Below are 13,517 nucleotides of genomic sequence, written 5' to 3' on the forward strand. Positions count from 1 at the left end.
CGTTTCTTGCAATTGGGATCGGGATTGGCTCAGTAGGCGACGTAGACGTCGCGCAGCAGGTCTTCCGGCACTGGCAGCGGGGCAGCCTTGGCGGCGCGCGTGGCGTCCTCGATCAGCGCGTTGACCTCGCGGTCGATGGCCTGCAACTCGTCGCGGCTGATCACCCCGGCCTCGATCACCCGTTCCGACAGGATGGTCAGGCAGTCGCGCGACGCGCGGATCGCCTCCAGCTCGCCCTTGGCGCGGTAGGTCTGGGCGTCGCCTTCGAAATGGCCGTAGAAGCGGACCATGTTGCATTCCAGCAGGGCCGGGCCGCCGCCGTCGCGGGCGCGGCGGATGATCTCGCCGGCCGCCTCGTACACCGCGAAGAAGTCGGTGCCGTCCACCGTGACGCCCGGCATGCCGAAGCCGGTGGCGCGGTCGACGTAGCTGTCGCAGGACACCGCCCATTCCATCGCGGTGGATTCGGCATAGCCGTTGTTCTCCACCACGAAGACCACCGGCAGGTTCCACACCGCGGCGAGGTTCAGGCTTTCCAGGAAGGTGCCCTGGTTGGACGCGCCGTCGCCGACGAAGGTGATGCCGACGCCGCGGTCGCCGCGCACCTTGGCCGCCAGTGCAGCACCGCAGATCAGCGGCGCCCCGGCCCCCAGAATGCCGTTGGCGCCCATCATGCCCTTGGACAGGTCGGCGATGTGCATCGACCCGCCCTTGCCCCGGCAGGCGCCGGTGGAGCGGCCGTAGATCTCCGCCATCATCGCGTGGACGTCGACGCCCTTGGCGATGCAGTGGCCGTGGCCGCGGTGGGTGGAGGCGATGCGGTCGTTGTCGTTCAGGTGCATCATGATGCCGGTGGCGCAGGCCTCCTCGCCGGCATAGAGGTGGACGAAGCCGGGGATGTCGCCCTTGGCGAAATCGACGTGCAGCCGCTCCTCGAACTCGCGGATCGTCCGCATGGTGCGGTAGGCCTTCAGCAGCTCGTCCTTGCCGAGGGGGAAGGGATTCTGGGCCATGAGGTGTTTTCTCCCTGATGTGTGTTTGATGGTTAGAAGGCGGCGGCGACGGGCACGGGTGTGCCGGTCAGCAGCCTGTTCTGGCCGGCGTGCCGCATGACCGCGGCGACGTTGACCGTGCGGAAGGCGTCGTCCCTGAGCGTCAGGGACAGACGGTCGCGTTCGCTGAAGGAGAGTTCGCGCTCCCCATCCAGCGCGATGGATCCGGCGGCAACCTCCGGCACGAAGGCGACGTCGGCGGGCATGCGGCGCCAGTCGGTGATGCCGACCTCAGCCATCATTCCCGGGGCGATGGGGGCTTGGAGGGTGGTGCTCTTGCGGCAATCGCCATCCGGCGACAGCCGCACCATCAGGCCGCCGCTCTCGTCGCGGCCGACGGGTTCCAGCAGGCCGGCAATGGCCGACATGCCGATCACCTCGGGGTCGGCGAAGGTGACGTAGAGTTCGCGGAAATTCTCGGTCCGCCACAGGGCGCGGGCGCCGATATAGCGCTCCGTCACCAGGGCGACATCGACCAGCGCCATCTCGGTGACGGTTCCGCCGTCCGCCCCGCTGCGGAGGGACACGTCGATGCGCTTGTTGGCGGAGAATGCAATGTGCGGCGGCACCCGGCCGGTGACAGCCAGCCCGGTGGCGAGCCCGGTGATGGTCGGCTCGCGGTGTTCGGGGAAGGCGTTGTTGGTGCCGGTGGAGATGCCGGCGATGGGAACCGTTCCGCATTCCGCCGCCACCGCCCGGTGGGTTCCGTCGCCGCCGAGCACCACCAGTGCCGAGACGCCGGCCCGCCGCATCTCCGCGGTGGCACGGTGGGTGTCGGCGACGGTGCCGGTGACTGGCATGGCGACCGGGTGGAGGGCGGGGTAGATGTCCTCGCCGCGCGCTTTCGCCCGCATCATGCCGCGCTCGACATGGGCGCGGATGCCGCCATTCTCCGGCATCATCAGAACGTCGCGGACGCCGCAGGCATGCAGCGCCGCCAGCACCCGCAGCAGAATGTTCGCCCGGTCGGCGATCTGCAGGCTGGTGGCGTTGGCGACGACCCGGCGGATATCGCGGGCTGAAACCGGATTGGCGACGATGCCGACGACCGGAGCCAAGATTGCGCCTCCCCCTCGCTGATGCGCGCCGTTGATCGACGCGCGGTTCGAAGAGGTAAGAGCAACCGCCGTGCCAGAAGGTCAGTTCAGCGGATTTTCTTGATTATCAACGGTTCGGGGTGGTGTGGCGGGGTGGGGCGTTGCAACAGGTGTTGCATGGACTGTTGCGTTGCCGATGCAACAGCTGTGGCGTCACTCCGCGGCTGGCGGAACCGCGGCGATGCGGGTGGGGATCAGGTTCAGCACGCCGGTGAGCGTCGGTTCGGCCATCTGCCACTCTCCATCCGATTGAGCGATGATGGAACCCACTCGCGCATGAGTTAATGGCTGCCCACCTTTTCATGCGCCAGCCGCACCCCGGCATTCCACCCCTGCACAGCGCCCGTCTTGCCAAGCACTTGCCAGCCGCCTTAGCCTCGCTTGGTCATACCAATGAACCTTCGACCGGGGAGGACAACACCCATGACCGTCATCGCCACCACCCAGCCGCGCGCGGCCCTGACCGAGGAGGCTCGGGCCGAGCTGTCGGCTTTGCTGGGCGACCGGTTCACCACCTCCCTGCCGGTGCGCGAGCATCACGGCAAGGACGAGTCCTATCACACGCCCTGTCCGCCGGACGGCGTCGCCTTCGCCAACTCGACCGAAGAGGTCAGCGCGATCGTCAAGATCTGCGCGAAGCACAAGCTGCCGATCATCCCCTTCGGCACCGGCACCTCGCTGGAGGGCGGCATCGCGGCGCTGGCCGGCGGCATCACCATCGACCTGTCGGGCATGCAGCAGATCCTGCGCGTCAGCGCGGAGGATCTGGACGTCACCGTCCAGGCCGGCGTGACCCGCAAGCAGCTGAACGAGCATCTGCGCGACACTGGCCTGTTCTTCCCCATCGATCCCGGCGCCAACGCCTCTCTCGGCGGCATGTCGGCAACGCGGGCCAGCGGCACCAATGCCGTGCGCTATGGCACCATGCGCGAGAATGTCCTGGGTCTGACCGTGGTGCTGGCCGACGGCCGCGTCATCAAGACCGGCGGCCGGGCGCGCAAGTCGGCGGCCGGCTATGACCTGACCCGTCTGTTCGTCGGCTCCGAGGGTACGCTCGGCATCATCACCGAGGTGACGCTGAAGCTCTACGGCATCCCGGAAGCGATCTCGTCCGCCGTCTGCGCCTTCCCGACCATCAAGGGCGCGGTCGATACGGTGATCCAGACCATCCAGGTTGGCGTCCCCGTCGCCCGCATCGAACTGCTGGACGAGGTGCAGATCGACGCGGTCAACAAATACTCCAAGCTCGACTACGCCGTCGCCCCGACCCTGTTCTTCGAGTTCCACGGCACCGAGGCCGGCGTGAAGGAGCAGGCGGAGATGGTGGCCGCCATCGCCGCCGAGCATGGCGGGATGGAGTTCGCCTGGGCCACCCGGCCGGAGGACCGGTCCAAGCTGTGGCAGGCCCGGCACGACGCTTATTACGCCGCACTCGCCCTGCGTCCGGGGTCGAAGGGCTGGCCGACCGACGTCTGCGTGCCGATCTCGCGGCTTGCCGACTGCATCCTGGAAACCAAGCAGGATCTGGCCGAGTCCAACATGCTGGCGCCGATGGTCGGCCATGTCGGCGATGGCAACTTCCACCTCGTCTATGTCCTCGACCCGGAGAACCCGGCGGAACTGGCCGAGGCGCAGCGCCTTGCCGACAAGATGGTGGGCCGTGCGCTGGCGATGGGCGGCACCTGCACCGGAGAACACGGCATCGGCTATGGCAAGATGGCGTTCCTGGAGCAGGAGGCCGGCGAGGCATTCGCCGTCATGGGCGACCTGAAGCGTGCCTTCGACCCGGACAACCTGCTGAATCCGGGCAAGGTGGTGCGGGTCTGACCGGCAGGGACCGGGGGACACCGCTCCTCCGGCCCCGGCCCGCCGGCTTCCGACCCGTGCCGCCGATCACATATAGCTCTTCAGCCGTTCCCAACCGTCTTCGCAAACGATGATGGTGACCGCTTGGCGGACCGCCTTCTTTCCATCCCCGCCGACCAGGGTCAGGATCGTCGCCATGGCGACGTGGCAGCCCTGGCGGGCCGACTCCACCAGAGCCTTCGCGTGGGTTTCCTTCGGCCGCGTTTCCTTGAGGATCTTTGACTTGATCGATTTCCCGAAGCTGTAGAGGCCGCGATACAGGATTTCGCTGGCGCCCGCCGTGAAGACGCCGACGCCGATGCGCGCCGCCACGACCTCCTTCTTGTCGATCGCGTATCCGACCTGCTTGGTGCAGTTGCCGCAGGAGCATGCCAGTCCCTTGCGCTTGCCCTTCGCCATGTCGTTCAGGTCGTGCAGGTCGTAGACGGATTCGGCCATCGACGCGACCTTGGCCGCCGCAATCCAGGGGGCCAGAGCCGCGCCCAGCGGCATGAACACCACACCGCCGGAGGCGACCACCGGGATGGCGGTGTGCGGGATGGCGACGCCGCTCGACACCCCGCTTGCGGTGGCCAGATGGGTCACGCCGGATTGCAGCGCCATCTCACCGCCCATTTTCAGGATCTCGGAGCCGTTGCGGCTGCAGAAATTCAGGACCTTGTCGGCGATCTCGAGTGTCGGCCGCTTGCCCCCGGCCTTCTCGACCGCTTGGTCGCACTTACTCTTCATCTCATCGAGGAAAGATGCGGTCGGAAGTGACATCGGGCTCGCTCTCTCAGTCTGGCTTCGGTCCGGTGCCGTACCGTCCGGCGGAGACCGCATGGCGTCTTGCGGTACGCCACTGAATGAGGCGTGTCTCCCGATGGAGCGGCGACCACCCCAAAGGACACTAAGATAAGAAATAGAGCATTGGAAGGGAAAATCATCTTTCCCTGAGGCGTGGGAAGCTGGAAGCGAGAATGTAATCTCTGGAGATTGCAACATACAAATGTTGGTTGCGAAAATCCAAATAAAATTCTCCGCGGACTCTGTTTTGGCGAGGCTCTGTTCTCGGTGATCCGAGCGATGACGCCGGCCTGGCTCTTCTGTCGGAATCTGCGTCGCCATCCTGCGTTCGGTGCCGATCCAGTGTCTACAGGATCTGTGACTTGTACCGCCAGATCGATATCGGGCTGTTTCATTGGGGGGAATCGATGCTGGAAGAGATGGAAGGCTTATTATCACAAGCATGATGATGAACAGCGGTTGGCTGCAGCTTTGTAATATTGATTTGTATTTCTATGTTATTATTTCAATGTGTATTAATGATTTGTAAATGGAATAGTGCTCGGCAATTTTGCGAATTGTCCGATTTCCGGAACTTGATTATCGACCGTAATGTTCTTGTGCACCGCTTCCGGTGCCGCACCTAGCTTTCGCTGTGCCTTCCACACTGGAGACCGATCATGAAGTTTTCCGCTGTCGCTCTTTCCCTTGGTGTCCTGTCGGTCGGCATCCTCGCTGCCGGTGCGCCCGCCCTGGCGGACGACAATGCCAAGTGGGTCGCCCAGTGCATGAAGGACAACGCCGACGCCAAGGTGCCTGAAACGGTCGTGAACAAGTACTGCGTCTGCATGAACGACAAGATGGACAACAACGAGACCCGGACCATCACGCAGTGGGAGAAGGCCAATCCCGAAGCCCGCAAGGCTTGCGAGAAGGTTGCCGGCTGGGAGTGATCGCCGGCCACTGGCAGTCACCGATCCTGCAGGAAAGGCCCGGTTCCGTTTGGAGCCGGGCCTTTCCTTTTCAGTGCCCGGCCTTCACCGGAATTTCGGCCGCCGTCCCGCCTTCAGTGCTTGCACCGCCTGATCGAGTGTCTGCAGGAACTGCGACTTGTCGCGCTGGCTCATCGGCGCGTTGCCGCCGCTGACCACGCCCATGTCGCGCAAATCCTGCATCAGCGCGCGGGTGGCGAGCGCCGAGCCGACGCTGTCGGGCGTGAAGGGGCGTCCGGTCGGGCCGATCACCACCGCGTTCCGCTTCACGCAGCGGTCGGCCAGCTGGATGTCGGCGGTCACCACGATGTCGGTCGGGCCGGCCTGTTCGGCGATCCAGTTGTCGGCGGCGTCGAAGCCGTCGCTGACCACCACCAGTTCGGCCATGCACTCCGTCGGCAGGCGGAGCGGCGCGTTGGCGACCAGCCACACCTTGCAGCCGGTGCGACCGGCGACCTTGTAGACCTCGGCCTTGACCGGACAGGCGTCGGCATCGACGTAGATTTCGACCTTGGGGCTGACCAATCCTTTTTCTCCTGCCATTTCCCGCCGATACCGCCCGATCTCCGTGGGTCGGTTCAACAAGGTTTCATGCAGGGCCCTTATGCGCTAAAACCGGACCCTAGCGACAGGGTGCCGTAGAACCGCAAGGCTGGGGCGGCGCCATTTCCCACATCTTTTCGGAAGGTCGGAGCGGCGCATGGCGTCCTACCAGTATGTCTATGTCATGAAGGGCCTGACCAAGGTCTATCCTGGCGGCAAGAAGGTTCTCGACAACGTCTGGCTCTCATTCCTGCCGGGTGTGAAGATCGGCGTGCTCGGCGTCAACGGCGCCGGTAAGTCGACCCTGATGAAGATCATGGCCGGTCTGGACAAGGACTACTCCGGCGAGGCCTGGGCGGCCGAGGGTGCCAAGGTCGGCTACCTCTCGCAGGAGCCGCAGCTGGACCCGACCAAGACCGTCCAGGAAAACGTCATGGAGGCGCTGAAGGAGACGAAGGCGCTGCTCGACCGCTTCAACGAAGTGTCGAACCTGATGGCCGATCCCGATGCCGATTTCGACGCGCTGCTGGCCGAACAGGGCGAGCTGCAGGAGAAGATCGACGCGGCCGACGCCTGGGACATCGACCGCACGGTCGAGATCGCCATGGACGCCCTGCGCTGCCCGCCGGGCGACGCCGACGTGACCAAGCTGTCGGGCGGTGAGCGTCGCCGCGTCGCTCTCTGCAAGCTGCTGCTGGAAAAGCCCGACCTGCTGCTGCTCGACGAGCCGACCAACCACCTCGACGCCGAATCGGTCGCCTGGCTGCAGAAGCACCTGGAGGACTACAAGGGCACCGTCGTGCTGGTCACCCACGACCGCTATTTCCTGGACAGCGTCACCGGCTGGATCCTCGAACTCGACCGTGGGTCGGGCATTCCGTGGGAAGGCAACTACTCGTCCTGGCTGGAGCAGAAGCAGAAGCGCCTGGAACAGGAAGGCCGCCAGGAGGAAGCCCGCCAGAAGCAGCTGGCGACCGAACTGGAATGGATTCGCCAATCCCCGCGCGCCCGTCAGGCCAAGAGCAAGGCCCGCATCACCGCATACGAGACGCTGCTGGCTGAAAGCGCCAAGGAGCAGGGCGGCGAGACGCGGATCGTCATTCCGGTGCCGCCGCGGCTCGGCAACGTCGTCATCGAGGCGGAGAACATCGCCAAGGGCTTCGGCGACCGGCTGCTGATCGACGGCCTGTCCTTCCGCCTGCCGCCGGGCGGCATCGTCGGCGTCATCGGCCCGAACGGCGCCGGCAAGACCACGCTGTTCCGCATGATCACCGGGCAGGACGGGCCGGATGCCGGCACCTTCCGCGTCGGCGACACGGTGAAGCTCGGCTATGTCGACCAGAGCCGCGACAGCCTCGACGCCAAGAAGACGGTGTGGGAGGAGATCTCCGACGGGCTGGATCTGGTCGAGCTGGGCAAGAAGACCATGCCCAGCCGCGCCTATGTCTCCAGCTTCAACTTCCGCGGTCCCGACCAGCAGAAGAAGGTCGGCCAGCTGTCGGGCGGTGAGCGCAACCGCGTCCACCTCGCCAAGATGCTGAAATCCGGCGCCAACGTCCTGCTGCTCGACGAACCGACCAACGATCTGGACGTCGATACGCTGCGGGCGCTGGAAGACGCGCTGCAGAGCTTCGCCGGCTGCGCCGTGGTCATCAGCCACGACCGCTGGTTCCTCGACCGCATCGCCACCCACATCCTGGCCTTCGAGGGCGACAGCCACGTCGAATGGTTCGAAGGCAACTTCCAGGATTACGAGGCCGACAAGAAGCGCCGCCTGGGCGCCGACGCCGACCAGCCGCACCGCATCAAGTACAAGCCGCTGGTGCGCGGCTGATCCTGTTGCCTGAATGAGAAAGGCCGCTCCTTCCAACTGGGGGGAGCGGCCTTTTTCGTGCCCGCGAACGCTTGTTTCGGTCAGCGGGTGATGTCGTCATCCGTCCGGTCGGAGGGCGGCCGGTCGGACAGCGGGTTGCGGGTGCTCTTGTCCCGCGTGTCCTCGATCTCCACCTCGGTGCGGCGGACGGTGTCGCGCACGCTCTCGGCGCGCTCCTCGACATCCTTGCGGACCACGACCGTCTCGCGGACATGGGCGGTCTTGCTGACCACCGCTTCCTCATCGGTCTCCGTCACCTCGACGGTGCGCTCGCGGAAGGCGTCGGCAGGCACCTCGGTGCCGCCCTCGACCAGGCCGCCGGGGCGGCGCTCGACGGTGACGGTCTCGTCGCGCAGCCGTACCTGCTCCTCGACCGGGGTCTCGACGACATAGCTGCGGACGCGGACGCCGCCGCGCTCGACGCTGCGCTTGCCAACCTTGACCTGCTCTTCGACGATTGGGATCTGCTCTTCCCGTTCGGAGCTGCCGCTGCGGGTGCTGTCGGCGTTGACGTCGCGCATGGCGGCGGCGGCTCCGGTCAGGCCGGCGCTGGTGCCCGTGCCTGCACCCGTCGTGTCGATCCGGCCGGGCGAATAGCGCAGGCGCTCCTCATCGGCCGAACTGTCGTCGTAGAAGTCGGCGCTCTCGTCGAAGCCGGTCCAGCCGGAGTTGCGATAGACGGTCCCGCGTTCCTCGACATCCACCACGTTGCCGCGTTCCAGAACTTCCATGGCGCGGTCGACATCATCCTCGTCCAACTGCAGCTTCAACAGCGAGCCGCCCCGGCGCACGCCTTCGGCATAGACCTGTGCGTCCTGATTGGGGACGCCCCAACCCGACAGGCGGGTGAGGATGCCGCCGGTCGTCGTGCCGGTGGTTGCTCCCATTCCAGCGCCCATTCCGGCACCGGCCCCGGCCTCCAATCCGGTGCCCATGCTGCTGCCGGGCATGGTATTGGGCGATGCGACATAGTCGGTGGACAGGTCGGTGCGGGCCATGCCGCCGGCGGCGCCCATCGACGAATCGCCCGCGGTGGTGCCAAGCCCGGCGGTGTCGCTGCCGCTCCATCGGCCGTTTGCCAGATCGGCGTGGGACAGGATTTCGACGGCGCCGGTTTCAAATCCGGCGGCCTGCAGGTCGCGGGAGGCGGTCTCGGCGTCGGATCGGTGGTCGTAAAGGGCGACGATGGTTTTGGTCATCGGCTTTACTCCTCGGACGAATTCGTGGGGGACGAGCTCGGGTTGGGGGACGATTTCCGGTAGGGTGCATCGGCGGAGGAGGGCGGGGCTGGCACACGCTCCACCACCGCCTCTTCAGACCGCAGCGTGACGGGCTGCTCGACTTCGACGGTCCGCCGGGTCTTGCGGATGTGCAGCTCTTCGCGCAGCACCAGCCGCCGTTCCACCACCAGAACCTCCTCGACCAGCGGGATCACGGTGACGTCGCCCTCCTGGCGGATGCCGGGATGGGCATTGATCTCGCGGTCGATCGGGATGCGGGTGACGGTGGCCTCTTCCTGTTCCAGCGCTTCGCGGACCAGTTCCTCGCGTTCGGACACACGGGTGGTCACCCGGATACGGCTTCGCTCGACCAGTTGCTTGTCGATTGTCACCGACTCGTCATGCAGGCGAATGACCGCATCGCCGCCGCCGGGGGGCGGTTCTTTCTCGGACGGTTCTTGCGCGGACGTCATGGCGGCTGGCGCCGCGCGTCAGCGGAACAGGAGATAGAGGACGATCGCGACCACGATCAGGCCGAGAATGATCCACATCCAGTTCATCCCGGCGCTTCCTGCTCCGGTCACGGTGTCATACACACCAACTTTCCTGGGCTTCTGTTCGTCTGCCATGGGAGCCTCCTTGCGGGGATGGACCGGCGGGTTGCGCTCCCATCCGGCGTGCTCCATTCAAACAGAAGGCCCCCATGATCGTTCCGAGGAATCAACGACCCTTTCAAATCAAACGATCAAGCGCAGATGTGTCAAAGCGCCGGTTCAGCTGGCCATCCGCTGATGCTCCAGGAAGGCGGTCTTCAGCAGCGCCTTCAGGTCGTCGCCATACTGGTGGAAGCGGACGGACAGCTGGCCGCGCTCCTCGTCGCGGTGCAGCACCACGAGGTTGGCGACGGCCGCCACCTCCTGCCGGTCGGCCAGCACCACGCGGGCCTGGAAGGTCTGGCCGCGCTGGTAGGGCTGGTCGACCGCCAGCAGGCACAGGCCCCCCACCGACCAGTTTCGGGCGGGGAAACTGCCATGTTCGGTGTGGACCACCATGCCCGGACGTACGAAGCGCTTCTGGCGCCGCCGCTCTTCAGGCGGGGGCGGGGGAAAGGGGCTGGAGGCGCTGGGCATGTCGATGCCCGACCGGTCTGTGAGCGCATTGTGGAAATTCGCCCCGCGGACGACCGCCGGCCCCATGGTGGAGTCGCGCAGGTCGGCGTCGGAGAAGTCGGCGCCTTCGAAATTGGCCGGCCAGTCGCGGCCGCCGGCCAGCGGCACCGGCCGGGCATCCACTCCATTCATCAGCGTGTGCGCCAGATAGGCACGGCGCAGTGTGGTCCCCCGCAGCACGGCGTCGCGCAGGTCGGCCTCGTCCAGATCGATGTAGGACAGCTCCGCCATTTCCAGGCTCGCCTTGGTCAGGCGGGCGCCGGGCAGCCGGCAGCGGCGCAGCCGGGCTGCCGCCAGCGTGCGCCCATGCAGGTCCGCCCCGGCCACCGACACGAGGTCAAGGTCGAGTCGCGCCCCATCGGCGCCGCCGCTGTCGACCCATCGTTCGTGGCGCTCCACCAGATCCAGAAACTCGGCGACCGGCATTGCCGTGTAGTTGGGCTGAACGATGGCGTCGGGCGGCAGGGCGAAGGGGATGAAGGTGCGGGTGAGGGTGGCATTGTCCATCACCGTATTGCCGAACACCGCCCCGTCCAGGTTGGCGCCGCAGAAATCGGTGCCCATCAGCACGGCGGAGGTCAACTCCGCCCCCGTCAGGTCCGCATCGTTCAGGTCGGCGCCGGTCAGGTCGCAGCCGCTGAAATTGGCGCCGGCCAGGATCGAGCGTTCCATCTTCGCTTCGGTCAGCCGGGTGGTGCCGGTGCCTCGCGCCGTCTGGCTGCCATTCGGGCCGCTGCCGTCGACCAGTTCACCGGCGCGGAAATCGGCGCCCCGCAGGTTGGCGTCGGTCAACAGGGCACGGTGCAGGTTCGCCCCGCGCAGATCGGCGCCGGTCAGGATGGCGGCCGACAGGTTCACCGCCTCCATGTCGGCACCGAACAGGTCGGCCTGCGACAGGTCGGCCTTCACCATGCGGGTGTTGCTGAGATTCGCTCCGGCCAGCTTGGCTCCGGCCAAGGACACGCGCTCCAGGTTCAACCGGGACAGGTCGCGGAAGCTCAGGTCGGCGCGGCGGCCGCTGGACCGCCGCTTCAGCCATGCCTGATGCGCCTGGATGATCGTCCGGAGCTCGTCGATCTCTTTGGGATCGCGTTCGGCCATGGCGTCGGTTCCCGGATCCACCGTATGACGAAAGACAGGAGCGTCGGGGCAACGATAGCCCGTCCGGACAGTCGCGTCACGGTTTCTCGACGGTGCGTCTTCGTTACGGTTCCGGAACCAAAGGCTGGACATGGAAAAGGCCGCCTTCCACAGGGATAAGGCGGCCTTCGTGGGGATGTCGATTCGACGCCGGGCGGTTCAGCCGGCGCGGCCGACCTTCTGGCGCAGGGCCTGGATCAGGCCGTCGATACGGCCGCCATTCTGCTCGACGACGGAGGCGAATTCCTGCCGCTGGGTCACGCCCATGCTGACATTCTCCACCACCACGTCGATGATCTTGAAGTCGGCACCCGACTTGCGGACACGCCAGCTGACATTCACCGGCGGGCCGTTGGGGCGGACGATCTGGGTCGTCACCATGCTATCCGCCTCACCGGCCGGGGAAGTGCCGGTGATCTTGAAGGTCTCGCCCGAATACTCGACGAAACGCTCGGCATAGGTGTTGACGATCAGCTGCTCGAACAGCTTCTGATATTCGGCCCGCTGGGCTTCGTTCGCGCTGTTCCAATAGCGGCCCAGCACCCAGCGGCCGATGTAGGGCACGTCGAAGCCGGCGTACAGCAGCGTGCGGAAGCGCTGGATCGCCTGATCGCGCGAAAGGCTCTTGTCCGAGAAGGTTGCGATGGCGTCGTTCCCCAGCTTCTGGATGAACGCGCTGGCTCCCTGGTCCGTGCCTTGTGCGGCGGCGGGGGAGATGAGTGTGTGCCCAGCCCAACCGCTCACCGCGAGCAGGGCAGCGCACGCGACGAACTTGCGGCGTGTCAGCATGGTAGGGCGAAAAGTGGCTGTTGCCGCGGCATTGTCAACGGTCATGTGGCCTTTGGGGGTCCTCTGATCTCGGGGATACGAAATCCATAGCCGTCCGGCCGGTGAACCGGCCGGACGGCTCCGTGTCAGGGCTTCGGCGGGGTGGAATAGTCCGGGAATTCCGGCGACGCCGCCGCCTTGTTGTTGGCGATCGCCGCACGGCGCTGCTGCTGGTACAGGCTGCGCGCGGTGGCGTAGAAGTCCAGCGAGTTGCGGCGCAGGTCGTCGACCTCCTTCAGGATCTCCGACCGGCGGTCGACGGCGCCGACGACGGCGCGGCCCACCAGCATGCCCTTGTGGTCGGTGCCGTAGGCCCAGATGCGGACCGGATCGCCGACGGTGTCGACGGCATAGCCGGCGGTGTCGCGCAGATTCGACGGGCCCAGCAGCGGCAGCACGATGTACGGGCCGTCACCCACGCCCCACACCGCCAGCGTCTGGCCGAAATCCTCCGGCGCACGCGGGATGCCGGCCTGGGTGGCGACGTCGGCGATACCGCCCGCGCCCAGGATGGTGTTGGTCAGGAAGCGCCCGGTGGCGTTGGACGCCCCCTCCACATTGCCCTGCAGCAGGTTGTTGGCGATGTAGAGCGGCGACATCAGGTTGTCGATGAAGTTGTGGATCGCATCGCGCACCGGATCGGGCACGACGCCGACGTAAACCTCTGCCGCCGGACGGATCACCAGGACGTCTGCCGCCTCGTTTGCGGCGAAGACGAAGCGGTTGGGGATTTCCAGCGGATCGTTGACCTGATAGGCGGCATCCGTTGCGCCCGAGTCGCCTGGGTTGGTCGCGCAGGCCGTTGCCGTCAGGGCGAATGCCACGACGGTGGCCGTACGGAGGAGGGAGCGGGAAAGGCTGGCCAGCTTCATGTGCGACGGCTCTTTATCTGTTGGCTCGACTCGGTGCGGGTCGCCGCATGTCCTGTCCACAACCGAAGACTCCGATGGCGGATGTCCTCAACCCTGGCAA

General features: G+C 66.1%; 13 protein-coding genes. 3 read left to right on the forward strand and 10 right to left on the reverse strand.

Features of this window, described 5'->3' with window-relative positions; genetic code table 11:
• Nucleotides 1–29: 29 nt before the first annotated feature.
• Together A6A40_RS03065 and A6A40_RS03070 are read right to left on the reverse strand one after the other, a co-directional pair.
• Nucleotides 30–1,013, reverse strand: coding sequence for a thiamine pyrophosphate-dependent dehydrogenase E1 component subunit alpha (locus A6A40_RS03065; RefSeq protein ID WP_063634056.1), 984 nt, complete (start codon nucleotides 1,011–1,013; stop codon nucleotides 30–32).
• 32 nt (nucleotides 1,014–1,045) lie between these two features.
• Complete coding sequence (locus A6A40_RS03070) at nucleotides 1,046–2,110, reverse strand: ATP-NAD kinase family protein (protein ID WP_063634057.1); 1,065 nt, start codon at nucleotides 2,108–2,110, stop codon at nucleotides 1,046–1,048.
• A gap of 462 nt (nucleotides 2,111–2,572) precedes the next feature.
• On the opposite strand from A6A40_RS03070, the gene A6A40_RS03075 reads away from it, so the two are divergent.
• Nucleotides 2,573–3,976 carry an FAD-linked oxidase C-terminal domain-containing protein gene (locus A6A40_RS03075; protein WP_063634058.1) on the forward strand — a complete coding sequence of 468 codons (1,404 nt, stop codon included), beginning with the start codon at nucleotides 2,573–2,575 and terminating at the stop codon, nucleotides 3,974–3,976.
• Between the two features lie 66 nt (nucleotides 3,977–4,042).
• Here the strand turns inward: A6A40_RS03075 and A6A40_RS03080 are convergent, their stop codons facing one another.
• Nucleotides 4,043–4,777 carry a hypothetical protein gene (locus A6A40_RS03080; protein WP_063634059.1) on the reverse strand — a complete coding sequence of 245 codons (735 nt, stop codon included), beginning with the start codon at nucleotides 4,775–4,777 and terminating at the stop codon, nucleotides 4,043–4,045.
• Between the two features lie 683 nt (nucleotides 4,778–5,460).
• Between A6A40_RS03080 and A6A40_RS03085 the strand changes: the two genes are divergently transcribed.
• Nucleotides 5,461–5,733: a hypothetical protein gene (locus tag A6A40_RS03085; RefSeq protein WP_063634060.1), complete on the forward strand. Its 273-nt coding sequence runs from the start codon at nucleotides 5,461–5,463 to the stop codon at nucleotides 5,731–5,733.
• An 84-nt stretch (nucleotides 5,734–5,817) separates the two neighbouring features.
• On the opposite strand, the gene A6A40_RS03090 is transcribed toward A6A40_RS03085, so the two are convergent.
• On the reverse strand, nucleotides 5,818–6,315 hold the full coding sequence (locus tag A6A40_RS03090) for a YaiI/YqxD family protein (protein ID WP_063634061.1): 498 nt from the start codon (nucleotides 6,313–6,315) through the stop codon (nucleotides 5,818–5,820).
• A gap of 157 nt (nucleotides 6,316–6,472) precedes the next feature.
• Between A6A40_RS03090 and ettA the strand changes: the two genes are divergently transcribed.
• A complete protein-coding gene (ettA, locus tag A6A40_RS03095) occupies nucleotides 6,473–8,149 on the forward strand; it encodes an energy-dependent translational throttle protein EttA (protein WP_063634062.1) in 1,677 nt (558 codons plus the stop codon).
• An 80-nt stretch (nucleotides 8,150–8,229) separates the two neighbouring features.
• Here the strand turns inward: ettA and A6A40_RS03100 are convergent, their stop codons facing one another.
• The 6 genes from A6A40_RS03100 to A6A40_RS03125 form a co-directional block, all read right to left on the reverse strand.
• Nucleotides 8,230–9,387: a YsnF/AvaK domain-containing protein gene (locus tag A6A40_RS03100; RefSeq protein ID WP_063634063.1), complete on the reverse strand. Its 1,158-nt coding sequence runs from the start codon at nucleotides 9,385–9,387 to the stop codon at nucleotides 8,230–8,232.
• A gap of 5 nt (nucleotides 9,388–9,392) precedes the next feature.
• On the reverse strand, nucleotides 9,393–9,881 hold the full coding sequence (locus A6A40_RS03105; RefSeq protein WP_063634064.1) for a YsnF/AvaK domain-containing protein: 489 nt from the start codon (nucleotides 9,879–9,881) through the stop codon (nucleotides 9,393–9,395).
• A gap of 18 nt (nucleotides 9,882–9,899) precedes the next feature.
• Nucleotides 9,900–10,037, reverse strand: coding sequence for a hypothetical protein (locus A6A40_RS30655; RefSeq protein WP_158279272.1), 138 nt, complete (start codon nucleotides 10,035–10,037; stop codon nucleotides 9,900–9,902).
• Nucleotides 10,038–10,181: 144 nt separating this feature from the next.
• Nucleotides 10,182–11,678 carry a pentapeptide repeat-containing protein gene (locus A6A40_RS03115; RefSeq protein WP_063634066.1) on the reverse strand — a complete coding sequence of 499 codons (1,497 nt, stop codon included), beginning with the start codon at nucleotides 11,676–11,678 and terminating at the stop codon, nucleotides 10,182–10,184.
• A gap of 198 nt (nucleotides 11,679–11,876) precedes the next feature.
• A complete protein-coding gene (locus A6A40_RS03120) occupies nucleotides 11,877–12,551 on the reverse strand; it encodes an MlaC/ttg2D family ABC transporter substrate-binding protein (protein WP_236783717.1) in 675 nt (224 codons plus the stop codon).
• A gap of 80 nt (nucleotides 12,552–12,631) precedes the next feature.
• A complete protein-coding gene (locus A6A40_RS03125) occupies nucleotides 12,632–13,417 on the reverse strand; it encodes an MlaA family lipoprotein (RefSeq protein WP_063634068.1) in 786 nt (261 codons plus the stop codon).
• Nucleotides 13,418–13,517 lie beyond the last annotated feature (100 nt).

This window comes from Azospirillum humicireducens (genome assembly GCF_001639105.2).
GTDB classification, from domain to species: domain Bacteria; phylum Pseudomonadota; class Alphaproteobacteria; order Azospirillales; family Azospirillaceae; genus Azospirillum; species Azospirillum humicireducens.

Excerpts from the sequence above, each read along its gene's own strand:
- A6A40_RS03120 (WP_236783717.1), bottom strand. The coding sequence starts at position 12,551 with ATGACCGTTGACAATGCCGCGGCAACAGCCACTTTTCGCCCTACCATG.
- A6A40_RS03075 (WP_063634058.1), top strand. The coding sequence starts at position 2,573 with ATGACCGTCATCGCCACCACCCAGCCGCGCGCGGCCCTGACCGAGGAG.
- A6A40_RS03100 (WP_063634063.1), bottom strand. The coding sequence starts at position 9,387 with ATGACCAAAACCATCGTCGCCCTTTACGACCACCGATCCGACGCCGAG.
- A6A40_RS03125 (WP_063634068.1), bottom strand. The coding sequence starts at position 13,417 with ATGAAGCTGGCCAGCCTTTCCCGCTCCCTCCTCCGTACGGCCACCGTC.
- A6A40_RS03115 (WP_063634066.1), bottom strand. The coding sequence starts at position 11,678 with ATGGCCGAACGCGATCCCAAAGAGATCGACGAGCTCCGGACGATCATC.
- A6A40_RS30655 (WP_158279272.1), bottom strand. The coding sequence starts at position 10,037 with ATGGCAGACGAACAGAAGCCCAGGAAAGTTGGTGTGTATGACACCGTG.
- A6A40_RS03085 (WP_063634060.1), top strand. The coding sequence starts at position 5,461 with ATGAAGTTTTCCGCTGTCGCTCTTTCCCTTGGTGTCCTGTCGGTCGGC.
- ettA (WP_063634062.1), top strand. The coding sequence starts at position 6,473 with ATGGCGTCCTACCAGTATGTCTATGTCATGAAGGGCCTGACCAAGGTC.
- A6A40_RS03090 (WP_063634061.1), bottom strand. The coding sequence starts at position 6,315 with ATGGCAGGAGAAAAAGGATTGGTCAGCCCCAAGGTCGAAATCTACGTC.
- A6A40_RS03065 (WP_063634056.1), bottom strand. The coding sequence starts at position 1,013 with ATGGCCCAGAATCCCTTCCCCCTCGGCAAGGACGAGCTGCTGAAGGCC.
- A6A40_RS03105 (WP_063634064.1), bottom strand. The coding sequence starts at position 9,881 with ATGACGTCCGCGCAAGAACCGTCCGAGAAAGAACCGCCCCCCGGCGGC.
- A6A40_RS03080 (WP_063634059.1), bottom strand. The coding sequence starts at position 4,777 with ATGTCACTTCCGACCGCATCTTTCCTCGATGAGATGAAGAGTAAGTGC.